This window comes from Bifidobacterium sp. wkB338 (assembly GCF_003688325.1).
GTDB classification, from domain to species: Bacteria; Actinomycetota; Actinomycetes; order Actinomycetales; family Bifidobacteriaceae; genus Bombiscardovia; species Bombiscardovia polysaccharolytica.
Genome location: NZ_NPOR01000005.1, coordinates 1 through 24,641, shown reverse-complemented (window position 1 = coordinate 24,641; position 24,641 = coordinate 1). Strand labels below are relative to the sequence as shown.

The 24,641-nt window shown below is 59.5% G+C and carries 18 protein-coding genes and 2 rRNA genes; 12 read left to right on the top strand and 8 right to left on the bottom strand.

Annotated elements, in window-relative coordinates; translation table 11 throughout:
* The 3 genes from CI603_RS01190 to CI603_RS09080 form a co-directional block, all read left to right on the top strand.
* Positions 1-1,206 (top strand): restriction endonuclease subunit S (locus tag CI603_RS01190; RefSeq protein WP_147438258.1); only part of this gene is annotated, 1,206 nt, incomplete at its 5' end.
* A 98-nt stretch (positions 1,207-1,304) separates the two neighbouring features.
* Positions 1,305-1,718 (top strand): recombinase family protein, encoded by a 414-nt coding sequence (locus tag CI603_RS09085; RefSeq protein ID WP_220702243.1) that lies wholly within the window; start codon positions 1,305-1,307, stop codon positions 1,716-1,718.
* 15 nt (positions 1,719-1,733) lie between these two features.
* The gene (locus CI603_RS09080; protein ID WP_220702242.1) at positions 1,734-2,300 is read left to right on the top strand and encodes a recombinase family protein; all 567 of its coding nucleotides are present in this window, start codon (positions 1,734-1,736) and stop codon (positions 2,298-2,300) included.
* A 744-nt stretch (positions 2,301-3,044) separates the two neighbouring features.
* Here CI603_RS09080 and CI603_RS01180 read toward each other — a convergent pair.
* Both CI603_RS01180 and CI603_RS01175 read right to left on the bottom strand, forming a co-directional pair.
* Complete coding sequence (locus CI603_RS01180) at positions 3,045-4,793, bottom strand: amino acid ABC transporter ATP-binding/permease protein (RefSeq protein ID WP_183122186.1); 1,749 nt, start codon at positions 4,791-4,793, stop codon at positions 3,045-3,047.
* On the bottom strand, positions 4,777-6,912 hold the full coding sequence (locus CI603_RS01175) for an ATP-binding cassette domain-containing protein (protein ID WP_121912716.1): 2,136 nt from the start codon (positions 6,910-6,912) through the stop codon (positions 4,777-4,779). The genes CI603_RS01180 and CI603_RS01175 overlap by 17 nt, the downstream gene beginning before the upstream one ends.
* A gap of 229 nt (positions 6,913-7,141) precedes the next feature.
* On the opposite strand from CI603_RS01175, the gene CI603_RS01170 reads away from it, so the two are divergent.
* The 9 genes from CI603_RS01170 (at position 7,142) to CI603_RS01130 (ending at position 19,892) form a co-directional block, all read left to right on the top strand.
* Complete coding sequence (locus CI603_RS01170; protein ID WP_121912715.1) at positions 7,142-7,750, top strand: MptD family putative ECF transporter S component; 609 nt, start codon at positions 7,142-7,144, stop codon at positions 7,748-7,750.
* Positions 7,747-8,445, top strand: a complete 699-nt coding sequence (locus tag CI603_RS01165; RefSeq protein WP_045923762.1) for an energy-coupling factor transporter transmembrane component T — start codon at positions 7,747-7,749, stop codon at positions 8,443-8,445. The genes CI603_RS01170 and CI603_RS01165 overlap by 4 nt, the downstream gene beginning before the upstream one ends.
* Positions 8,423-9,874: an ABC transporter ATP-binding protein gene (locus tag CI603_RS01160; RefSeq protein WP_183122185.1), complete on the top strand. Its 1,452-nt coding sequence runs from the start codon at positions 8,423-8,425 to the stop codon at positions 9,872-9,874. Before CI603_RS01165 ends, CI603_RS01160 begins: the two co-directional genes overlap by 23 nt.
* A gap of 163 nt (positions 9,875-10,037) precedes the next feature.
* Positions 10,038-10,739 carry an ABC transporter ATP-binding protein gene (locus tag CI603_RS01155; RefSeq protein ID WP_121912719.1) on the top strand — a complete coding sequence of 234 codons (702 nt, stop codon included), beginning with the start codon at positions 10,038-10,040 and terminating at the stop codon, positions 10,737-10,739.
* A 2-nt stretch (positions 10,740-10,741) separates the two neighbouring features.
* Positions 10,742-14,200 (top strand): FtsX-like permease family protein, encoded by a 3,459-nt coding sequence (locus CI603_RS01150; RefSeq protein WP_121912712.1) that lies wholly within the window; start codon positions 10,742-10,744, stop codon positions 14,198-14,200.
* 103 nt (positions 14,201-14,303) lie between these two features.
* Positions 14,304-17,129: an ABC transporter ATP-binding protein/permease gene (locus CI603_RS01145; RefSeq protein WP_121912711.1), complete on the top strand. Its 2,826-nt coding sequence runs from the start codon at positions 14,304-14,306 to the stop codon at positions 17,127-17,129.
* A gap of 119 nt (positions 17,130-17,248) precedes the next feature.
* Entirely contained in the window at positions 17,249-18,091 is an 843-nt protein-coding gene (locus CI603_RS01140; RefSeq protein ID WP_259465440.1) for a formate/nitrite transporter family protein, read from the top strand.
* A 217-nt stretch (positions 18,092-18,308) separates the two neighbouring features.
* Positions 18,309-18,596, top strand: a complete 288-nt coding sequence (locus CI603_RS01135) for a hypothetical protein (protein WP_121912709.1) — start codon at positions 18,309-18,311, stop codon at positions 18,594-18,596.
* 477 nt (positions 18,597-19,073) lie between these two features.
* Positions 19,074-19,892, top strand: coding sequence for a nitroreductase family protein (locus tag CI603_RS01130; RefSeq protein ID WP_121912718.1), 819 nt, complete (start codon positions 19,074-19,076; stop codon positions 19,890-19,892).
* A 214-nt stretch (positions 19,893-20,106) separates the two neighbouring features.
* Here the strand turns inward: CI603_RS01130 and CI603_RS09075 are convergent, their stop codons facing one another.
* From CI603_RS09075 to CI603_RS01100, 6 genes are all read right to left on the bottom strand, one after another.
* A complete protein-coding gene (locus CI603_RS09075; protein ID WP_121912708.1) occupies positions 20,107-20,358 on the bottom strand; it encodes a hypothetical protein in 252 nt (83 codons plus the stop codon).
* Positions 20,359-20,577: 219 nt separating this feature from the next.
* The gene (locus CI603_RS01120) at positions 20,578-21,516 is read right to left on the bottom strand and encodes an aldo/keto reductase family oxidoreductase (protein WP_110424647.1); all 939 of its coding nucleotides are present in this window, start codon (positions 21,514-21,516) and stop codon (positions 20,578-20,580) included.
* A 68-nt stretch (positions 21,517-21,584) separates the two neighbouring features.
* Entirely contained in the window at positions 21,585-22,337 is a 753-nt protein-coding gene (locus CI603_RS01115; RefSeq protein ID WP_121912707.1) for a tyrosine-protein phosphatase, read from the bottom strand.
* 188 nt (positions 22,338-22,525) lie between these two features.
* Complete coding sequence (locus CI603_RS01110; RefSeq protein WP_121912706.1) at positions 22,526-23,191, bottom strand: SDR family oxidoreductase; 666 nt, start codon at positions 23,189-23,191, stop codon at positions 22,526-22,528.
* Positions 23,192-23,508: 317 nt separating this feature from the next.
* Positions 23,509-23,625 (bottom strand): 5S ribosomal RNA (rrf, locus tag CI603_RS01105).
* A 167-nt stretch (positions 23,626-23,792) separates the two neighbouring features.
* A 23S ribosomal RNA gene (locus tag CI603_RS01100) occupies positions 23,793-24,641 on the bottom strand; the annotation flags it as partial.

The window sequence follows — 24,641 nt, the reverse complement described above, 5'->3', positions numbered from 1 at the left end:
AGGTTCAAAGCTGACGACGGGTCTGAGTTTCCCGATTGGGAAGAGAGAACATCTGTCGAATTGTGCAGTCGAATGATTGGTGGCGGTACGCCATCAACTAGCAATACCGGCAATTACAACGGTGATATTTCTTGGATTTCATCTTCCGATTTGGATGTCGACAACATCACAACAGTTCGTAGAACGCGATTTATCACAGAGGGAGCTGTTGCAAATTCGGCTACGAAAAAAGTAAAGCCCGGTTCAATCGCTGTAGTTCTTCGTGTTGGCGTTGGAAAAGTTGCGCTTTTGGATCGCGAAACGTGTACTAGTCAGGATTTTATTAGCTTGGAAGATGTCACGGGCGATACAAAGTTTATTGCATACATGCTGTCTGCACGAATGCAACGAGAAGCCGTTCGAACCCAAGGGACTTCCATTAAAGGTATTCCTGCAACAAGATTTAAAGAGCTGACTTATCGCATGCCATCGTCCATTATCGAGCAGCGCAAGATTGCCGACATGCTCTCGACCGTCGACAACGTCATCGTGGTACAGCAGGCCGAGGTGGACGCATGGGAACAGCGCAAGAAGGGCGTGATGCAGAAGCTGTTCAGCCAAGAGGTCAGGTTCAAAGCTGACGACGGGTCTGAGTTTCCCGATTGGGAAGAGAGAACATCTGTCGAATTGTGCAGTCGAATGATTGGTGGCGGTACGCCATCAACTAGCAATACCGGCAATTACAACGGTGATATTTCTTGGATTTCATCTTCCGATTTGGATGTCGACAACATCACAACAGTTCGTAGAACGCGATTTATCACAGAGGGAGCTGTTGCAAATTCGGCTACGAAAAAAGTAAAGCCCGGTTCAATCGCTGTAGTTCTTCGTGTTGGCGTTGGAAAAGTTGCGCTTTTGGATCGCGAAACGTGTACTAGTCAGGATTTTATTAGCTTGGAAGATGTCACGGGCGATACAAAGTTTATTGCATACATGCTGTCTGCACGAATGCAACGAGAAGCCGTTCGAACCCAAGGGACTTCCATTAAAGGTATTCCTGCAACAAGATTTAAAGAGCTGACTTATCGCATGCCATCGTCCATTATCGAGCAGCGCAAGATTGCCGACATGCTCTCGACCGTCGACAACGTCATCGTCAAGGCGAAGGCTGAGCTGGCGAAATGGCAGGAGTTGAAGAAGGGCCTGCTGCAGCAGATGTTTGTTTAGATCCGACCACGCCCGTCGTCGTCGCGATGGCGGGCGTTTTCTTTAGTCCGGTAACAAATAAAGGGGGTTAGTAATTTGGCTGCAGGAAGAAAACCGAGCTGAACGACAACAACCTCCCAATCGCGTATTACCGGTTCTCGTCGCACTCGCAAAACGAGGCGAGCATCGAGCAGCAGCGTGAGCTCGCCCACCAGTGGGCGGACGCCTATGGGTTGACCATCGTAAAGGAGTACGAGGACGCGGCCATATCCGGTACGACGGACGCGCGCCCGGGGTTCCGGCTGATGCTGTCGGAGGTCGCCAAGGTCAGGCCGCACATGCTCATCATGTGGAAGACCGACCGTCTGGGGCGCGACAAGTACGTGCTGGCAATGGCCAAGAAGACCATACGCGAGGCGGGGTGCGAGATCCACCTGCTGGCAGAGAACATCCCGACGGACGGGCCCGAGGCGGTGCTCATCGAGGGCCTGATGGACTCCATGGCCGAGTACTACAGCCGGCAGCTGTCGTAGAACATTCAAAGGGGCATGGACTACAACACCGAGCACGCGCTGTACAACGGCCACAAACTGTTCGGGTACGGAGTGGACAGGTCGACGAAGAAGTACGTCGTGGACGCGGACATCGCGCCCTTCGTGTGTCGCATGTTCGACGAGTACGCTGCGGAGCGGTCGATGCAGTCGATAGCCGACAAGCTGAACGCCGAGGGGCTGCGCATGACGAGAGGCGCGAAGTTCGGCGTGAAGACGCTGAACAGGATACTCAAGAACCGTGCCTACATTGGCGAGTACCGCCACGGCGACGTCACGGTCGAGGACGGCATGCCCGTGCTGGTCGATGAGGACACATTCGAGCTGGTGCAAAACAAGCGCCTCGGCAGGTACACAAGCAGCGAGGACACCGCTGCGAGTGCGTGCACACTCTGCAAGGTGTTTTGCGTACGAGCGCCACGAGGTAAAAGTAATACTACGACTCCGCCAGGCAGCGCAAGAAGCAGCGCCATCTACACAAGGCGCGCAAGAACGACCTCGAGAATATGGTGCTGCTCGCACTGCACAACATTGTCGGCGGCGAGGAGAGCAAGCCGTCCTTAAGTTGGACACGGCCAAGTACTACGAGAAGGAAAACCGTGACACGACTCAACTCGAGAGGCTTGAATTCTAATGCAAGGACGTCCAGAAGTCGCTCACACCTCGTCAAGGTCATCGAGAGGCAGATGTGCCCAGCAGCACAGTGAGGGAACGCCCGACAGCAGAAGTTTGCGCTGGGCGAGGCCATCGAGGCTAAAACATGCGCCTGGCGCAGTACGAGGATGAGCGCTGCATCCAGCCGTATTCCGACAGGTTCATGCACACTGACAAGCTGCTTGTAACGATGTAGTTCTCGGAAGATGACAGGTAGAAAATCATGTGAAGGGACTGGTTCCCGTTCGATGAGTATTGGAAGGACATCTTCCCTTTTGTTAAAGAGGAAACCGCCGAATTCAACTGCTTCTCCTTCAGCTTCTCGGCAGGTTTTTGTGGGTCATCTGAGAATCCGTTTACATTATCCTTTTTAGCAAATATCGACTGCTCAATTGTGACCACAGTGCGGCTCTCAATGATGCCATGGGGGGGGGGGGCTGATAGATCCTCATCATATTCGACACCTTCATTAGCCCAATTCCTTGAGTTCAACCAAACAATGAGTTCAATTAGAGGGATGGAGGAGAAGCATAAAATTAAGTGATTGCTTCTAAACTTGTTGCTACAATCCAGACTCACATCGACAGTCATACATCTGCGACCAGGAATCTGGATTAATATCACAATACTCTCACCAAGCATAATGATAGAAAATTACACAGAGATAAGCTTGCCATCCTGCAGCGTCAGCAAACGGTCAACCCGGGCAAGAACCGAAGGACGGTGAGAAACAATCAGGCAAGTACGGTCGCCCTTCCGCTCAATCAGCCTGGTCAGAACACGGCCCTCCAAGAGAGCATCCATGTTGCTGGTGGGCTCGTCTAGAAGCATGAATGGCGCCGAGCTCAAAAAGGCGCGAGCCAATGCTACCCGCTGCCGCTGCCCCTCGGACAGGTCGGAGCCGTTGTCAGCAAGCAGATAATCCAAGCCATCGGGCAGCTGGTCGATCAAATCATCCAGGCAGGCATCATGTGCCGCCTGCTCAATATCCGCCCTGCCGGCATCTGGCCGGGCCAAGGCGATGTTGTCCGCCAGAGTGAGGCTGAATATATAAGTGTCCTGGCTCACCAGAGTCTGCTGGGCGCGCAGGTCGGCGTTGCGAATAGTTTCTATAGGTAGGCCAGAAACGGTCAAATCCCCGCCGCTACGCTCCTGGAACCGCATCAGCAAGTCGATCAAGGTGGACTTGCCGACTCCATTGGCCCCCTGGATGCCGATCAACTCGCCAGGTTTGATGGAAAGATCCAGACCATCCAAAACCGAAGTCCGGCTACCAGAGCCACGCGAATCGTCTGTACCCGTGTCAGTCTTGCCAGCGTAGGAGAAGGAGACAGCCTTAGCATCCTCCCCAGTGAACTCCGTCAAGTGGTTCCCATGATCGGATTCCACCTCACGTACAGGCGGCTCCTTATCCAAAAGTGAGAAAACCCGCCGGGCAGCAGCCAGAGTAGGCTGCAGGCCAGCACCTAACCGGGCCACAGGTATCAAGGGAGCAAAGGAAGAGAGAAAGCCGGCCAGTCCGATCATCCCCCGGGCAGGATCCACCAAGCCCGCCGAACCTAGATGGCAGGCCATCAGTGTAAAGACTCCAGCGCAGATCAGAGTGACCACGTTGGTGACCATATCGTTGGCAATGGTCCGCCTAGAGGTGCGCCCGCGGGCATCCAGCATCTGGTCCGTAGCGGCTCCCACCCGGCGACGGGTATTCCCCAGAGCCCCAAGCCCCGCCAGTTCGGTGCGGCCCTGCAGGGTCTCCAGAAGCAGAGAGTGCAAATTGGCCTGGGCTGTCCGCTCCTTCATGGCTACCTTGAAGGTAGGCCTTGCGCTCAGGATGGGGATGAGAAGGCCGACGATCAGGTAGGAGACCAGGGCGGCCAGGCCCATCCAGGGCGAGAGCCAGGTGAGTAGGGCCAGGTTGGCCAAGGAGGTCACTAGAGCGATGGCGATGGGTGAAAGGGTGTGAGCGTAGAAAATCTCCAGCAACTCGATGTCATTGGTGATCACCGTCACCATGTCTCCGCGCGCCTGGTCCCGCAGGCCGGCCGGGGCCAGGGACCGCATCTTGTCGAAGACCGTCGTTCGGATGTCACGAAGCATGCTGAAGGCCATCTCGTGGTTGTAGTACTGCTCCCCATAGGCCATGACCCCCCGGCTGAGAGCAGTCAGAACCGCCACCAGGGCCCAGACGACCCACTGGCCACTCAGCGGCGGCCAGTCTGTGACCAGACCGATCAGGGCCGCTGCGGCTGCCATCATGCTCCAAACAGCAAAGAGGTGGCCCAGGCTGCCGCAGAGGATGGCCTTGCCCTCTGTACCAGCCAGAGGCTTCATCAGCCGAGCCATGCGGCGCATCATCGCCAGATTGCTCGTCGTCTGCTGCATGTCGTCACTCCCCGTCCTCATACTGGGCCTGCTCCTTCCACTGAGCGGCAAATCCGCCCCCAGCATCCATCAGTTCACGGAAACCGCCGCACTCCACCAGACGACCCTCCTGCAGGAAGAGGATGGAATCAGCATTGCGGACCCCAGCCAGGCGGTGGGTGATGGTCAGGACCAGGGACTCCTTGCCCAGCGCATCCATTAGGGCAGCCAGGGTGGCATCATGCTCGCGATCCACGGCGCTGGTGGCCTCGTCGAAGATATAAAACGAAGATCGGCGCAAGAGCCCGCGGGCAATGGACAGACGCTGCCGCTGCCCTCCGGAGAGGTTGCCTCCCTCAGGATCGATTTGAGCGTCCAGCCCGCCCTTGCTTTGGACCAGACCGGTCAGACCGCCCTGATCCAGCGCGTCCAGCAGCTCCCAATCCGAGTAGCCCAGTCCGGCCGGATCGAGATTCGATCTGATGGTCCCGGTAAAGAGATGGTCGGTTCCCCGAACCACGGTCTGCAGGCCGACCAGGTCCTGGCGCGACAGATTGCTGATCTGGCGCCCGCCGATGGTCAGCTCTCCGGCATATCCCTGTAAGCGTCCGGACAGCAGGCCCGCCAAGGTGCTCTTGCCGGAGCCCGAGGCACCGACCAGCCCCACATGCCCCTTGGCAGGTAGGTCGAAGTTCAGATTGGTCAGGGCCTGGAAGCCATCAGGATAGGTGAAAGTCAGATTGCGAGCGTTGATGCCCGGCGAATCGTCGCCAGACATATCCACCTGATCTGCCTGATCTGAGCTTGATCGCACCGAACCGGTATTCTGTCTCATCGCATCGGCAGAACTCGATGCAGGAATATCGGCAGAACCTGGTGCAAGAATTTGGACAGCACCAAAAGCTGACTTCGAGGCAGATCCCCGCGCAGGCATTCGGACAGCATCCAAAACAGGTTTCAAAGCAGATCCCGATGCAGAAATTCGGACAACGTCCGAAGCTGGTTTCAAATCAGATTCCGATGCAGGTTCCGAGTCAGATTCCCGAACTGCTCCCTCTGATGCTTCAAGACTCGCTTCCGGAACCGCTTCCCCGGATGCCTCCGGAATCGTTGCCGGAACCTCTTCCGGCGCCACTTTCTTGCGTGACTCAGGAGTCGTCCCCGGAGCCGCCAACTCCCCGTCGCTCCCCTGCCGCGCCTGGAGAATATCGTCGATGGCCTTGCCCTGCTTGATGGCGACCATGCCGGAATGCATCATATAGACCAGCTGCCGCTCAGGTGCAAAGAGCCGAACCCCAGCCAGGGCGACAACCAGGCAGGACAGCACTCGAGAGGGCCCACCCTGCCCGATCAGGACCGTCGCTGCAACCGCCAAAATAAGACTGGTGTAGATAACCACGTCGGCCTTGATCAGCGAGCGCAGCTGGCCGCCCAGAACCCCCATGGTTATCCGGCGGAACCCTTCGGACTCCTCGGCCAGATCGTCGGCCTGTCGCTGGTCTGCCCCGAAGATCTTCAAGGTGTTGAGCCCCCTCAGGGCATGCTCGAAGTGGACACCGACCTTGTCGTACTTGCGCAGCTGACCCAGCTGAATCTTGATGTTCTCGCCCATGGTGGGCTTGGAGGCCAGGGGCAGGGCCACCATGCCGATCACGACAATCCCCGCAGCCAGGGGGCTGACAGGCAGGAGGACGGCCAGGGTCACGATCAGCATCAGGGCGGTCTGGACCAGGGCCGGAATGTAGGCCGTGAAGTAGGAGACGACCGACTTGACCCCCTCGGTCGAAAGCCTGGCCAGGGTCTGCGCCGGAACGCCCAGGTCTTCCTCCTGCCGATTGGGGTCGAACACGGATAGGTACAGGGCCTGGGAGAGCGCCTTGCCCATCCCATCAGCCAGCCGGGCGCTGACGGATCTGGCGATCGCCTGGGTCAGGAACCGAACCAGGATCAGCCCGCCTATCAAGGCCGCCAAGGGCCAGGGCCGATTAGGCACCCAGGCAAGGGCATGAGGAACAGCCAGGCCGAGGGAACGGCCCACGGCCGCGATGGCTACCGGCAGGAGGAGCACCTCCGCCAGCGCGCCGATCGTCTGCAGGAGGGCCAGCAGGAGGCTGGCACCCATCCTGGCTCCCGGTAGATGAAGTAGTCGCTTGCTGATCATGCCTTTCCTCCGTGCCGCCTTTCTGATACGCCCCTCTCAGTGGACACTAACAAAATCCACGCGCGCCAGGCAATACCCTTATTGTGAAGCCCTGGCAAGAGCTGGCAAGAGGCATAAAAAAATATCATTTACTTTCCCTCCCGGCCCTCCTAAACTTGACGGCACAACCTGAAATCGGCGGATATGGCCTAGGGCCGAGCGACCGCCACCCGGATGGGAGCGATCCTTTATGAAAGCACTGAAGACAAAAGACCTGGTCAACGTCGGCATTTTCACGGCCCTCTACTTCGTCAGCATGGCGGTGGGCAACTTCATCACCGTCTTCCTAGCTGGCCTGGTCATGCCCGGCCTGTCCTCCCTCTTCATTCCCGCTGTGGTGGGGCTGGTCTCCGGCCCGGTCTACATGCTGATGATCCGCCGCGTGCCCAGGTTCGGGGCCATCACCATCGTCGGCGTCATCATGGGCCTCTTCCTGCTGGTCTTCGGCCACTTCGCCCTCTCCTTCATCCCCTACGCCTTCTGCGGCCTGCTGGCTGACCTGGTTCAGTCCTCGCTCAGGGAGAGCCGCCCCAACCTGGCCCGCTACCTGAGCTACGTCATCCTCACTTTCGGCTGCACCGGCCCCGTCCTGCCTCTTTGGTTCATGAAGGACGCCTACGTGGCCAGCCTGGTCCGCCGCGGCAAGAGCCAGGAGTACATCGACGGGGTCTTCGCGCCCATCACCGGAGCCACCTTCCTGATCTGCATTCTGGCCACCCTGATCGGCGCCTTGCTCGGGGCATGGATAGGCGCCCGGATCGTCGACAGGCATTTCAACCGGATACCCGCCAAGCAATGAGGCCCATCTCCATCTACACCAGATTCCTGCTGGTCATCTTCGCCAACGCCCTGATTTTCGTCACCCTCCCCACTCCGCTGGTCCTGGCCATCAACATCTACTTCTGCAGCTTCCAGGTCATCGTGGGCAGGGTCAGGAAGGGCCAGGCCTGGCTTCTGGTCTGTCTGGTCTTCGCCTTGGGCGCCTCCCTGGCCATGGTCTTCCCCGAGAATCTGCCGGGGCATTACCTGCTCTTTCTCTTCGTCGGCGTGGGCAGGATCCTCCCCCTAGTGCTGGTGGCGGCCTTCATGATGGGCACCACCAAGGTCTCGGAGCTGGTCTACCTGCTGCGCAAGATCCACGCCCCCCAGTGGCTGGTCATCCCCGTCAGCGTGCTCTTCCGCTTCTTCCCGACCGTCAGGCACGACTATGCCCAGATCAGACGGGCCATGAAGTTCAGGGGGATCGCGGTCACCACCGGCGACATGGTCCGGCATCCGATGCGAACCATGGAGTACATCTACGTTCCCCTGCTCAACAACGCCACCAATGTGGCCTCCGACCTGACCTCGGCCGCCCTGACCAGGGGGATCGGCGACCCCGGACCCAAGACCTCCATCCAACGGATTGCCTTCACCGGACTGGATGCGCTCATGTGCGCCCTGGGCCTGGTTCTTATGGGATGTGGAGCCTATGTTGCAATGTTCCAGGCTTAGCTTCACCTACGAGGGCGCCAGCCAGCCATCCCTCAAGGCGGTTTCCTGCCGGATGGGCCAAGGACGGCTGACCGTGGTCACCGGGCCGAGCGGTTGCGGCAAGACCACTCTGTCCAGGGTCATCAACGGCCTGATCCCCGAACTCTACGAGGGCAAGCTGGAGGGAGAGTGCCTGATCGGGGGCGAGCCCACCACGGCCCGACCCATCTACCGGCTTTCGGAGCAGGTGGGATCGGTCTTCCAGAACCCCAAGACACAGTTCTTCACCACCGACGTCCGCAGCGAGCTGGCCTTCCCCCTGGAGAACACCGGTGTCCAGCCGGAGGCCATCCGGGAGCGCATAGACCAGGTGGCCAACCTCTTCGGCATCACCCCGCTCATGGACCGGGACATCTTTTCCCTTTCCGGGGGTGAGAAGCAGATGATCGCCATCGCATCCTCCTGCATGATGGACCCGCAGATCCTGGTCATGGACGAGCCCTCCGGCAACCTGGACGTCGAAGCAGTGGCCGGCCTGGCGCAGATCCTGGGCCGCTTGAAGGACCGGGGCCTGACCATGGTCCTGATCGAGCACCGCCTCTACTACCTGGACGGCCTGGCCGACGACTTCCTGGTCATGAAGGACGGCAGGCTGGCAGAGCACCTGACCCCGGCCGCCATGAGGGGGCTGGATGCCCCGAGTCGCCAGGCCATGGGGCTACGAGCCTTGACCCTGGATGCGGGCCAGGACGCGAGCGCCCCAGCCAGGGTCATCAGCGAGAAGACCCCCGACCTGCTGCGGGTCAGGAACCTGACCTATGCCTACCATCACGACCAGCCTCCTGCCCTGGATGTGGACGACCTGACTCTGTCCAGCAATGACATCACCGGCATCATCGGCCGCAACGGTGCCGGCAAGAGCACCTTCGCCTCGGTCCTGACCGGACTGCTCAAACCTGGCGACAGGTCGGAAATCAGCCTGAATGGGACCAAGCAGACCGCCAGGGAGCGCGTCGAGGACTCCTACATGGTCTTTCAGGATGTCAACTACCAGCTCTTCAGCGAGACCGTGGAGGGCGAGATGCTCCTTGGAGCCAGTCGGACCGACCTCTTCGAGGAGGTGGCACGAAAGCTGGACCTGGAGCGGCTCCTGGGCCGGCACCCCAACACCCTCTCCGGCGGGGAAAAGCAACGGGTGGCCATCGCGGCCGCCATACTGTCGGGCAAGCGCCTGGTGGTTCTGGACGAGCCCACCAGCGGCCTGGATCTGCTCCACATGAACCAGGTGACCGCAATGATCCGCTACATGCGCTCCCTGGGGGTCATGGTGATCGTCATCTCGCACGACCAGGAGTTCCTGACCCAGACCTGCCAGCGGTTCATCACCTTCCGCCAGGGCAGGCCGGTCAGGGACAGCCGCAAACTGGGTAACCTCCTGCAAGCCCTCTGAGCCTCCGAGCCCTTGCAGGGTCCGTGAATATGTCGCCGACTTGCAGGCGGTTCTCCTGTGTTCCGGACCCCGCGAACGTATACAGTAGTGGGGAAAAGAGCATCAGGGGGCGTCCCTCGCGTCGGACGGCCCCGCCGCACAGCCAGGGTTACGAGAGGGCATGATGGGCTATATCGACGTCATCGGAGAGACGAAACGGTATGTGACCGGCGAGACGACCATCGTGGCCAACAACGACGTCACCTTCTCCATCGAGAAGGGCGAGCTGGTGGTCATCCTCGGCGCCTCGGGAGCGGGCAAATCGACCGTGCTGAACATTCTGGGCGGCATGGACACCTGTAACGAGGGCCAGGTGATCGTGGACGGGAAGGATATCGCCGGCTACGACGCCCGGCAGCTGACCACCTACCGCCGCTACGACGTGGGATTCGTCTTCCAGTTCTACAACCTGGTGGCCAACCTGACCGCCAGGGAGAACGTAGAACTGGCCTCGGAGATTGTGGACGATGCCGCCGATCCGGTCCAGACCCTGGTCGACGTGGGCCTGGGCGACCGGATTGACAACTTCCCTGCCCAGCTTTCCGGCGGCGAGCAGCAGCGTGTGGCCATCGCCCGGGCCGTGGCCAAGAACCCCAAGATCCTGCTCTGCGACGAACCCACCGGGGCCCTGGACTACCGGACCGGCAAGCAGGTGCTTCGCATCCTCCAAGACCAGTGCCGCAAGAATGGCGCTACCGTGGTCATCGTCACCCACAACGCGGCCATCGCCCCCATCGCCGACAGGGTCATCCGTATGCACGACGCCCGGGTTCAGGCCGTGCAGACCAATGACAGCCCCGAAGACATCGAAAACGTGGAGTGGTGAGGATGCAGCCCGTCAGGAAGGTGCTCTGGCACGACATCCGGGTCTCCCTGCGCAAGTCCCTGGGACGGTTCATCTCCATCGTCTGCCTGGTGGCGCTGGGCTCCTTCGCCCTGGTCGGGCTGAGCGTGACCGGACCGGACATGCGGCAGGCTGGCAACGCCTACCTGTCCGACCACCATCTGGCCGACCTGATGGTCATCAGCAGCTACGGGCTCGACCAGGAGGACCGGGATGCCATCGACACCGCCCCCGGCAACTCGGGAATCGAATACGGGTATCTGAAGGATGTGGTGCTCAAGGGCACCGACAAGAGCCTGCGCATCTACTCCGCCCCCGACAGGATCTCCACCTATGAGCTGGTCGATGGATCCATGCCGACCAGACCCGACCAGATAGCGGTCGACACGGCCCTGGGTGAGAGCCACCCCATCGGCAGCAGCATCCAGGTGGATGAGAAGGCCGACCAGCTGGGCAGGAAGGTCTTGAGACACCACAGGCTGCACGTGGTGGGCACGGTCAGGTCGACCGAGATCCTGAGCAAGGTCAACATGGGCCCCTCCACAGCCGGATCCGGATCCCTGGACTCCTACGCAGTGACCACGCCAAAGGCCTTCGACTCGGACGAGTACATGATCGCCCGCCTGACCTTCAAGGATCTGGACCGAATCAGGGACCACTATTCCGACCAGTACATCCAGGCCCTGCAAACCCACAAGGACGACCTGAACCGGATCCTGTCAGGACGCCCCGCCGCCAGGCTGAACGCCATCAAGGCCCCCCTAAAGAAGAAGCTGGACCAGGGGCAGGACCAGGTGAACCAGTCCAGAGACAAACTTGAGGGAAACCGGCAGCAGCTGGACCAGGCCAGGAAGGATCTGGACCGGGGTGGCCAGAGCATCCAATCCGCAAAGAACCAACTGGCCGCCAAGACGATACAGGCCCAGGCGGCCATCGACCAAGGGCAGCAGGAGATAGACCTGAGCTCGGCCGAGCTGGCTCGGAAGCAGAAGCAGTACCAGTCCTCCGCCAGCCAGGTGGCCCAAGGCAGGCAGCAGGCCGACCAAGGGCAGCAGGCCATCGACCAAGGGCAGGCCAAGCTTGATAGTTCCCGCCAGCAGCTGGTAGGCGGAAAGACCCAGGCAGACCAAGCCGTAGCCCAGGCCCAGGAAGCACAGAAGCAATGCAGACAGGGCATTGCACAGGTCACCGGCCTCATTCAGACCATCGACGCCCAGTTGGCCAAGCCCGGACTGACCCCCCAGCAGCAGGACGAGCTCAACCGCAGGAAGACCGGACTCCAGGCCCAGCTGACCGAGCTCAACCAACAGTCACCGCAAATCGACGCTCTGGCAGCCAAGGCCAAGGCGGGCCGCGATGCCTTCATGACCAACCAGTACACCCCCGGCATGTCCCAGATTGCGGCCAACCAGCAGACCCTGGACGCAAAGCGCCGGGAGCTGGCCCAGGCAAGGACCAAAGTTGCGGAGGGCGAGCGCCAACTGGCCCAGGGCAAGGCACAGCTTGACCAAGCCTCAGCTCAGCTGGGTCAAGGCGAGACCAAGATAGCCCAGGCCCGGCAACAGCTAGCCAGCAGCCGTGCCTCAACCCAGGGGCAGATCGACCAGGCCCAGGCCACTCTGGACCAGAAAACTGCGGAATACCAGACTAAGCTGGATAAGTTCAACAAGGAGAGCCCGGACGCCCAGAAGAAGATCGACGACTCCCAGAAGAAGCTGAACCAGGCGGCCGACCAGCTGAGCCGTCTGGAAAAGCCGGTCTACGCCCTGGACTCACGCCGTGAAGCGCCCGGCTCAGAGGGCTACAAGGTCTACGCATCCGTCTCCTTCATCGTGGACTCGCTGGCCAAGGTCTTCCCCTACTTCATGTATTTGGTTGCTGCCCTGGTCACCTTCACCACCATGACGCGTTTCGTGGACGAGGAGCGGATCAACGCCGGAACGCTCAAGGCCCTGGGCTACAGGGACCGGGATGTCATGGCCAAGTTCCTGGTCTATGGCGGGGCGGCCTCGGCACTAGGCGCCCTCCTGGGCATTATCACCGGCCACACCCTCCTGCCCTGGATTGTCTACCAGGCCTATGCCCATGCCTTCGACATGCCGCCCATCCACTACGGCTTCCACCTGCCCATAACTCTCCTGGCCTGCCTGCTGGCCTTCCTGAGCGCCGTGGTTCCGGCCTTCCTGAGCGCCTGGCGGGAGCTGCGCGAGAAGCCGTCGGCCCTCCTCCTGCCCAAGCCCCCCAGCGCCGGATCGAAAATCTTCCTGGAGCGCATACCCCTGATCTGGAACCGGCTCAACTTCACCCACAAGGTCACCGCCCGGAACATCTTCCGTTACAAGCAACGGATGCTGATGACCATCTTCGGTGTCTGCGGGTCAGTGGCTCTCCTGATGGCAGGATTCGGTGTGCAGGGGTCCATCTCGGCCATCAACGAGCACCAATTCGGCCAAGTCATTCGCTACGACCTGATTGCTGCCGAGAACAGCCAGGCAACCACCGACCAGCGTCAATCCATCAAAAAACGGCTGGAAAAGCCCGATGTGAGCCGTTCCCTGAACGTGCGTTACGAGGAGATGAGCAAGACAGCCGGCCACAACGCCGACAAGCAGTCCATCACCATGATCGCGCCGGCCAACGCCGAGCACCTGGACGACTTCATCCGCATAAACACCCGGTCTGGGCACAAGCCCCTGAACCTCAAGGGCGACGGTGTGATCCTCTCCGAGCGAATCGCTCAGCTGACAGGGACCAAGACCGGCGACAGAATCACCCTGCAGGATTCAGGTGGCAGGAACAGAACCATGCGGGTGGACGGCATCTGCGAGATGTACCTGGGGCACTTCGTCTTCATGAGCCCATCGGCCTACAGGACCGTCTTCCACCAGGACTTCTCGCCCAACGCCCACCTGGTCACCTTCATGGACTCCAGCGCGGAGAACACCAGAAGACAGGCCGCCTCCTTCATGCGGATCGACGGGATCCAGGGAGTGGTGCAAAACACGACTCTGATGAGCCAGATTGACACCGTGGTCACGTCCCTGAACATGATCATGCAGGTGCTGATCATCGTGGCCACCCTGCTGGCCCTGGTCATCCTCTACAATCTGACCAACCTGAACGTGGAGGAGCGGATCCGCGAGCTGAGCACCATCAAGGTGCTGGGCTTCTACGACCGCGAGGTGACCATGTACATCTACCGGGAGACCATCCTCCTGTCGGCCATCGGCGTCCTGGCCGGGTACGGGTTCGGGGCCTGGCTGCACCACTACATCATCACCACCGTCCCTCCGGACAACGTCCTCTTTGACCCCTCCATCAGCTGGGTGGCCTTCGTCGTGCCCCTGGTCATGATCACTGTCATCACGGCCGGACTGGGTTGGATGGTCAACAACAAGCTCAAGCACGTGGACATGCTCGAGGCTCTCAAGTCGGTGGACTAGGCCATATCGGCATTTACCCATGCTCATGGCGTAAGCTGGCACTCCAAGAGTCCATAAGTCCATGCCATCGAGCCATTGAGAATCCAGAAAGCGGAGGACGACGGTGCTGCAGATCGAACACATCTCCAAACAATACAAAACAGGGGACTTCGTCCAGCAGGCCTTGAATGATGTCAGCGTCAACCTGCGCGACAACGAGTTCGTGGCCATCCTGGGCCCCTCCGGCTCCGGCAAGACCACCCTGCTCAACATCATCGGCGGGCTGGACCGCTATGACCAGGGCGACCTGATCATCAACGGCACCTCCACCAAAAAGTACAAGGACCGGGACTGGGACTCCTACCGCAACCACACCGTGGGCTTCGTCTTCCAGAGCTACAACCTGATCCCCCACCAGAGCATCCTGTCCAACGTTGAGCTGGCCCTGACCATCTCCGGCGTACACCGGCAGGAGCGGCGGGAGCGGGCCAGGAAGGCCCTGGAGCAGGTGGGGCTGGGCCAGCACGTGAACAAGCGACCCAACCAGCTCTCGGGCGGGCAGATGCAGCGGGTGGCCATCGCCAGGGCCCTGGTCAACAACCCCCGCATCCTCCTGGCTGACGAGCCCACCGGAGCCTTGGACTCCGAGACCTCCATCCAGATCATGGACCTACTCAAGGAGGTGGCCCAGGACCGGCTGGTGGTCATGGTCACCCACAACCCGGAGCTGGCCCACCAGTACGCCACCAGGATCGTGGAGCTGCACGACGGCTCCGTGATCAGCGACTCCGACCCCCTGCCCGACGACCAGGTACCCATCCGCCGCGCCCGCCACCGCACCTTCGGCAAGGCCTCCATGGGGTTGCTGACATCCTTGTCGTTGAGTTTCAACAATCTTCGGACCAAGAAAGCCAGGACTGCACTCACAGCCTTCGCCGGATCCATCGGCATTATCGGCATCGCCTTGATCCTGTCCGTATCCACCGGAGTCAACCGCTACATCGACAGGGTGCAGCGGGAGACCATGACCTCCTACCCCATCACCATTCAGGAGCAGTCCTTCGACCTGAACAAGATAGTGGACTCCGCCCAGGAATCCCAGAAGGAGGCCAAGGCCCACAAGAATCTCAAGGCCATCCAGCCGGACGACTCCAGCATCAAGGGGGCCTCCAGCCTTACTAGCAGCATCACCCAGAACAATCTGACAGACTTCAAAAAATACTTGGACAACCCCAAGAGCGAAATCCACCAGTACGTGGGGTCCGTCGGCATCCAGTACTCCTACGCCACCAAGTTCTCGATCTTCGGGCACGATCCGGACGGCAAGCTGGTCTCTGCGGACAAGGTGACCATGAGCGGGCAGGACGATGCCAGCTCCACCGCCAGCCAGATGGCCACGGCCAACACCGACAGCGACATGGGCGATATCCAGTCCATGCAGATGTCCTATCTGACCGGCAAGACCGAGAAGAACAAGGCCCCGGAGATCTTCGGCGAGATCATGCCGGGGGCCGATGCCAAGACCACCATCAGCAAGGTGGTGACCGACAACTACCAGGTGGTGAACGGCACCTGGCCCAAGGCCAAGGACCAGGTGGTCCTGGTGCTGGACAAGAACAACCAGATGCCCGTCACCAGCCTCTACAAGCTGGGCATCCTCCCCTCCAGCCAGTACACCGACATGATGAACAAGCTCAACAGCGGCCAGGAGGTCAAGGTAGACACCAAGCCCATCGAATACGCCAAGGCCATGGACCAGAAGCTCTCCCTGGTGCCCGCTGCTGACCAGTATGCCAAGGGGACCGACGGCCACTACCACTACATCGGCGACAGCACCGACCAGATGACCAAGGCCGCCGACCAGGGTCTGCAGTTGCACATCGTCGGCATCGTTCGCCCCAACCAGGGGGCCAAGGCCACGCCACTCAAGGTGGGCGTCGGGTACACCCGCCAGCTGACCGATTACCTGATTGACCAGGCCAAGACCAGCCCCATCGTCACCGACCAGGAGGCTGACCAAGGCCACAGCGTCCTCAACGGGATGGCCTTCGCTCCCTCCGACGATGCGGCCAAGGCCAACGATGCCAAGGCCTACATCGCATCCTTGGGCGTTAGCCAGAAGGCCAGCATGGCCCAGGAGATCATGAAAGGCTCGGCAGCCATGGCCGGCCAGGAGGCCCAGAGCCGGGCTGGGGCCGCTGCCAGAGCCCAAAGTTCTGCAGGCATCCCCACGGGGGCCTCAGCTGAGCAACAGACGGCCCAGGCCTTCGACCAGTACATCGCCACCGCCCCGCAGGACGCCCTGGTCGCCATCTACAACCAGTACGTCTCCACAGGCACCTACGCCGACAACCTGAGCGACTTCGGCCTGATCTCCCGGGACGCCCCCTCCCGCATCAGCATCTACACGGACAGTTTCGAGAACAAGAATTCCGTGGGCGACTCCATCAAGCACTACAACGACAAGGCTGCGGAGAAGAACAGGATCGTCTATACCGACTACGTGGGCCTGATGATGAATTCAGTCACCACCATCATCAACGTCATCACCTACGTGCTGATAGCCTTCGTCGGTGTCTCGCTGGTGGTCTCCTCCATCATGATCGGCATCATCACCTACATATCGGTTCTTGAGCGGACCAAGGAAATTGGCATCCTGCGCGCTATGGGCGCCTCCAAGCGGAATGTCTCCAACGTCTTCAACGCCGAGACCGGCCTCATCGGGCTTCTGGCAGGCCTGCTGGGGGTAGGCATCACCCTGCTGCTGATCATTCCGGCCAACAGCATCATGCATCACTTCATGGGCACTACCGAGGTGAATGCGGCCCTGCCTGCTTCAAGCGGGATAGCCTTGGTCATTCTGAGCGTGGTCCTGACTCTGATCGGCGGCCTGATCCCCTCACGGAAGGCAGCCAAGCAGGATCCCGCCACCGCCCTGCGCACCGAGTGAGACAGTGGCATTGGGTGACACCGGCAAAGAAGTGAATTCCCGCACAGTAGGGCCCTAAGGGCGGTCCCTCTTTACTCGGGAATGCCATAATGAACCCCGTGAATGAGCAACCCAATCAGATGACAGATCAACAGAACAGACAGCCCCTCTTCCCCGGGCGGGCCTTCATCAGCACCGTCCTGGACGTGGTCGAGAGCAAGAAGACCATGAGCGGCGCCCTGACCGGCAAGTACATGCAGCGGGCCACCATGGCGGGCCTTTTTGTGGGCATTTTCTTCACGGCCTTCTTCGTCATCATGGGCCAGGCCGGCCAGAACCCCGCCGACCACGGCCTGATCATGGCAGGCCGGGTCCTGGCGGCGACCACCTTCGGCTGGGCCCTGGTCCTGATCTACTACACCAACTCGGAACTGCTGACGTCCAACATGATGGTGGTCACCATAGGCGCCTATCACAAGCGCCTGGGCTGGCTGGCCTCCCTGAGGATCCTCGTCCTCTGCCTTCTGGGCAACCTGGTCGGAGCCCTGATCGTGGCCGTCATCCTGCGATTCTCATCCATCGTCAGCGGTCCCACCCTGGACCAGATGCTGGCGGCCGCGACGACCAAGATCGGCTACGTCTCCGGCGGTCCCATGGGCTTCGCTGACCTCTTCGTGCGCGGCATCCTGTGCAATTTCTGCATCAACATCGCCATGCTCATGGTCTACAACGGCAAGCTTTCCAACGACTTCACCAAGTGCATCATCATGGTCGTGGCCGTCTTCGTCTTCGCCTTCTGTGGGTTCGAGCACTCGATAGCGGATTCGGCCCTCTTCCTCATCCTGGGCGTCTTCGGGCGGGTCAACGCCTGGAAGGCAATCCTGGTAGTCCTGGTGGCCATGCTGGGCAACTACATAGGCGGTGGCATTCTGATTGGTCTGAACTTCGCCACAATGAACGACGAGCGCCACTTCAAGGCCTGAGAGCTTTCCCGTCAGCCGCCATCCACCTGCTCATCTTGGTTTTATACGCGCCTACGAGCCTGAGCGAAGACACCCATCATGGAAAACTCGAAAGCCTATGTATAAGCAGAAAACGAAGATTCCTGATGAGCGAGACTGAAACGGCAGCCAACAAATCCCTGGTGCAGAAGTTCTACGGCCAGGTCTTCACTCAGGGAGATACCAGCAATATCGACTCATGTGGGACTACTACATTCAGCACAACTCAACCTGCGCCGACGGGAAGGCTGGTTTCCTGGAGTCCATCAAGGGCTTCCTGTCCCTTGGCCCGCAAATCGTGATCAGCAGGCTAAACAGCGAGGACGACATGGTCCATGTCTTCTTCAAGTGCACGCTGAAGAACGGCCATACCAGCGAGGTTTGCGATATCTACCGGCTGCAGGGCGGCCAGCTGGCTGAGCACGGAAACATCATCGAGCACAACGTGAAAGGCGTACAATCCCGCAACAGCAACGGTCTCTTCTGACCTCCAGCGGTAATAAGAAAGAACGAAAACAAAGCAGGCAGGGAGACGCCGCAACCGCTCCAGGATACGGATACCTCTTTTAAGCTGAGTCCAAAATCCTCCTCAACCATCCAAACGCCTGCAACATTGATATGTTGAGCCAAGACCAATCCAGCTGCTTCAGTGTCGTTTTGCTGACATTATAATCGCAGTCTGCTCGACAATCCGTTGATGTGGAAGAGAACCCACTCATACACTCATGACTTTCTTCACAATGGTCCAGGCCTCCCGGGCTTCTCTTCGGCATTCTGTCGGCAGCCGTCACCGCCCTGGTCTCCGGCCTGTTCGAGCGTGGTTCCCAGGCTCTGATTGATCGCCGCCACCAGCGCTGAAAGCATAGGATGCTGACCGGCAACCAAGCTGAGCCTGATAACGCTGATTGCGTGATTTTGACGACAAGGTCTTGCATTGGCAGGCATTGACGGCCAGAATGTCAAAATGACCTTAGCAAATTCACAGAAAACCTCGGCCACGAATTCGGCCGACAATCCCACCATACGGACCTTGCTTGAGCGACGCTCCATCCGCGGATTCACCGACGAGCCGGTTGACGACCAGACCGTCGCCCTGCTGGAGCAGGCGGCCCAGCATGCAGCGACCAGCCGGTATTTCCATGAATGGTCGGCCATCAGGGTCACTGATCATGATGAGGCGCTTGCCATCGCCGATATGGCCCATCAGCACTATGTCGCCGAAGCTCCGCTGCTCTACATCTTCCTAGCCGACCAGCGTCGCAATGCAGATCTGGTTCGACGATTCGCCGATGATGTGGATCCCGATACCACCCTGCTCAACACCGGGTATGTTTTCCTGCAGTCGCAGAACGATGCGGTCTTGGCCCTGCACGCCATGGAGACCGCAGCCAACGCCTTGGGCCTGGGCGGAGTCATTCTGGGCAGCGTCATCAATGACACCAACAGATTGATTGATCTGCTCAAGCTGCCCAAACTGGTCTATCCGGTCTTGGGGCTTGCCATCGGCCACCCGGCCCAGGATCCAGATCCCAAGCCCAGGATGCCTCGTCAGGCGCAAATCTTCACCAACACCTATCAGAGGGCCGACGACGATGCAGATATGAAGGATGCCCTGGCTGACTTCGACCAGACGGTCACCCGCTATTATCGGGACATTCGGCACATGGACGATCCCCACCGCTCATTCAGCGCCATGATGGCTGACAAGGTTCGTAACCCTGCCTCCGGCCATGAACCCATGCTGGATTCGATCCGCCGACAGGGATTCGACCCAGCCTGCTAGAGCAACGAAATTGCTGCTAGCCAGTCAATCGTAATGGCCACCCGATAAGTTCACCTGCCTAGTCCACCAGCCTCGGGTGAATAGACGAAGTCCAATCGGCCCCAAACAGCGAGATCAGTGGAATCCAATCTTGCTGCTCGGGGCCGTCAGAATCAATCAGAATCAGCTTGGCAATCACCAAGAACGCTGGGGTTGCAGAGAGACAATGACTGCCTCACCTGCGACGAGGCTTGTACCCACGTTTGCGGCTGTGTGGTTTCAAAGCTCGCGAGGCAGTCCTCATACGCTGGTAGGAGCCCGGCTCATGGCTGGTCAGATGCCAGCTTCCGCAGTAATCACAACGGTAAACCCACAGAAGAACGTTGCGTTCGACCATGCTGCGGTCGGCGGCCTGCTGGGCCTTGGCCCAATCGTGATACATGATCTTGGACGTAGCAGCGCAACGTCGTGGGGTGAAATAATGCATGACAGCGTACGACTACCTCGCAACCAATCTGACTATCCTTCTGCGCACTTTTGCACTCATGACGCCCAATGCCCGATAAAGCAGGCCCTGCCAAATGACGCAAACCGATGATGCATGAAAATTGATGCAAGATCAGACTGGCAGAGCACAATCCTTCATAACCTGAAGCGGCAAGGGCAGAAACCGAACGAACGTGAGCGACCCTACAGCAGGCAGGGATCAGGGCAGGTCGTGACCGGCGCTCAGATAGAGGTCGTACCATTCCTGGGCGGTCAGATCCACATCTGCACCAGCTGCCATCTGGGTGATGCGTTCAGGATTCATGGATCCCAGGAGCACCTGTATGCCGGCAGGGTGCCGCAGAATCCAAGCCACTGCGATTGCACTCTTGGTCACTCCATGCTGCTTGGCCAGTTTGTCCAGCTCGGCATTGAGTTCGGGGTAGTGGGGATTGTCCAGGAAGACCCCGTCGAAGTATCCGGTCTGGAAGGGGCTCCAGGCCTGAATGGTCATGGACTTCAGCCGAGAATAGGCCAGAAGACCGCCATCGTGATCCAGGCTGGGATCGTCACCCATATTGACATGAATCTCCTGGTCGACCATGCCGGTGTGCCCCAGGCCGAACTGCAGCTGGTTGACCTCCAACCGCTGGCTTACCGCGCTCTGCAGCAGCTCCACCTGCATGGGGTTGACGTTGCTGACGCCGAAGTGCCGAACCTTCCCGCTGGACTGCAGTTCATTGAAGGCTTCAGCCAAATCGTCCAAGTCGACCAGGGTGTCGGGGCGATGCAGCAGCACGAAGTCGACATGGTCGGTCTGCAGATTGACCAGCTCTTCATCCAGGGCCTTCAGCAGATGATCCTTAGAGAAGTCATAGCGAGTGATCTGGTCGCTGTCCGGGTTGCGGAAAATGCCGAACTTGGTCTGGATGCCCACGCTGTCACGGTCTACGCTCAGATCCTTCAGAGCCTGCCCCAGGGCGCGGCTGCTGGCCCCGGCATGGTAGCAGTCTGCTGTATCAAAGAAGTCCACGCCCGCATTCATGGCCGTCTCCACAATGGTCCGCGCCTCCTCGCGGCTCTTCTGATCGATCCGCATGACCCCCAGGGCCACACGGGAGGCCCGGAATCCTGACCGGCCTAAATTCATGTATCGCACAATGTCCTCCTCGTAATTGACGTCTAGGCTCGAGTCTACCCGTACCAGCTACTTGTAGCCTTGTGCGGTTACTCCAGCAGGTTGCTGCGCAGGGCCTCCACCTGGTCCGGCCCGAACCCCAAAGCCTGACGCGCATAGGCGAAGACATCCCCGTAGGCCTCGACCATGGCTTCTTGGGCATGAGCCAGGTACTCTTTCTTGACGCAGAGCGCAATCTGCAGGGCGTCCAGTGAATCCTGGTCGAAGCCTTTGGCACGGAATTGGTCCAGCAGTTGATTGTTGGCCTCGACCCTCTCTTGGTTGGTCTTCAGATAGTCCGCAAATATCTGGTCGTCGTCCACCTCCAGCAGCCAGAGCACCAGTGCCGCGGCGAATCCGGTCCGGTCCTTGCCCGCAAAGCAGTGGAAAAGAGTGGCCCCCTGGGTGTTGTCCACGACGATGCGCAGAAACCTCCCATACCCCTGCTGGGCCGCAGGACTCATGACCAGGTCATGGTAAACATTCAGCATGTGCCCGTTGACCTGATCCGCCGAACCTATCGAGGCGAAATCGTCCAGGCTGGCGCTGTTGGTGCCGCTTTGCTCCAGCAGATCAATGTTGGTAAAGGTCACACCGTCGATCCGGTCGTCTGGACTTTCCTGTATCTCGAAAGGCCGGCGGAAGTCCACGACCTGGGTCACCTGGTAGCGGTCGACCAGTTCCCTCTTAGTGTCTTCATCTAGACCCACTAATTGCCCGGAGCGGATGAACTTATGGGGACGGACCAGACGGCCATGAATGGTCCGTATACCTCCCAGATCCCGAAAATTGGTAATGTTCATCGACGACCTCCTTAATATCCGCCCTGTCTCTAAGCCACCCCCGCCTCTATAAAAATCACAGGAGCCCGGTGTACCAGCGCGCAATCAACAAGCAACAAGCATTGCACCCAAGGTACCATCCCTGTTGCTATGCAGACACGCTATGGTTGGCGTCAAAAGCCTCTGTTGAGGGACTGGGTGGGTTTCTGTCACCGCTTTGCGGTGAGGGCTTGTCTGATGGGAGTGCTGCCTCCGACGATGTTGTAGATCCCGCCTACGGTCTGCGGCAGGTCGACGCAGTCGGCCAGGCATTGTGCCACATCGGAGATCGGTATGGGTCCGGGCCCGTCTGGCTCTACCTGAATGGCTCCGGTGCCCTTCTGCTCGGTCAGGCTGCCCGGCTCGATGATGGTGTAGTCCAGTCCGGAGCCGATCAGGTACTGGTCGGCCATGTTCTTGGTCACGTAGTAATCGGCGAGGGCATCAATGGCAGGCTTGACCTGGGGCTGCTCCCAGCGCAGCCAGTCGGCTGCATACATGGCCCCCAACATGACGTACCTGGTGATGCCGACCGCTTTGGCGGCCTCTATGGTCTTCATCGCTCCCAGGGCATCAATCTGGTTGATGTCCTTGCCTCGCGAACCAGCAGTGAAAACTACGGCGTCCGCATGCATCGTTCGGAATGAGTCGGTTATCCGGGAGAGCGGGTCATGCAGATCCAAGGTCGTAGGCTCCACCTGCTGGCTAGCCGGAATCTTCGAGGCTCCTCGTGCGCAGGCCACTACATTATGGCCGGCTTTGACCAGATCCTCCAGTGTCAATGCACCCACTCTGCCGGTAGCTCCTACAAGAATGATTCTTTTGCCCATGCTCATCCGCTTTCTTCGCCTATGTGTTTACGCGCCTGATTCGGCTGTTTTCATTTTAGGTGTCCTAGACAATAAACAACAGGTGGCAAAGTCAAGGTGGCAAAGCGAGCGACAGCTGCGGCATCAGGACTCCCGAAAATCAAATCGCAGACTGCCCAAGTGAAAGGCAACCTTACTTGTCCCGATTAACCGTGTTCCCTTGCTTGGCATGTGTCTTTATGCACTGAGGCTGGAACTTTCAAATATAGGTCTGAGACGGGTATAAAAAAGGGAGGCACCCTCAGGAACTGTCTCCTGAGGATGCCTCCCATATTTGCGTGTTGTGGCGGCGGTGTGCTACTCTCCCACACTCTTCCGGGTGCAGTACCATTGCCGTGCTGGGTCTTAGCTTCCGGGTTCGGAATGGGACCGGGCGTCTCCCCCAGGCCATGACCGCCGCGAATCTTCAATTCTGCCGACCCGTGCGGGGTCGGGGTGTCCTGGCGGCTTGGGGACCGGATGGTGGACGCGTGTCTCGTGTGTTCGATCGCCTGCGAATGTTCGTGCATATTGCCGCAGGCAGGCTTCGCAGCAGGTGTTGATGCCGCCACCCCTGTAAGGGGTGGGTGTTGTGTTGTCCTCGACCATTAGTGCCGGTCGGCTCCGCCCCTTGCGGGGTGTCCACGTCCGGTCTATCGACCATGTGTTCTGCATGGGGTCTTCAGAAGCCGCAAGGCTTCATGGAATCCTTATCTTGGAGGGGGCTTCCCGCTTAGATGCTTTCAGCGGTTATCCCATCCGAACGTAGCCAACCGGCCGTGCCGCTGGCGCGACAACCGGCATACCAGAGGTTCGTCCACCCAGGTCCTCTCGTACTATGGGCAGGGCTCCTCAAGATTCCAACGAGCGCAGAGGATAGAGACCAAACTGTCTCACGACGTTCTGAACCCAGCTCGCGTGCCGCTTTAATCGGCGAACGGCCGAACCCTTGGGACCTGCTCCAGCCCCAGGATGCGACGAGCCGACATCGAGGTGCCAAACCATCCCGTCGATATGGACTCTTGGGGATGATCAGCCTGTTATCCCCGGGGTACCTTTTATCCGTTGAGCGATGCCGCGTCCGTACGCCGGCACCGGATCACTATCTCCGACTTTCGTCCCTGCTCGACCCGTCGGTCTCGCAGTCAAGCTCCCTTGTGCGATTGCACTCAACACCCGATTGCCAACCGGGCTGAGGGAACCCTTGGGCGCCTCCGTTACTCTTTGGGAGGCAACCGCCCCAGTTAAACTACCCGCCAGGCACTGTCCCTGGCCGGGATGACCGGCCGAGGTTAGAGGCCAGATGAGGACAGAGCGGTATTTCACATTCCGGCTCCACGGATGCTGGCGCACCCGCTTCGAAGCCTCCCGCCTATGCTACACAGTCCGCACCTAACGCCAATACCAAGGTATAGTAAAGGTCCCGGGGTCTTTTCGT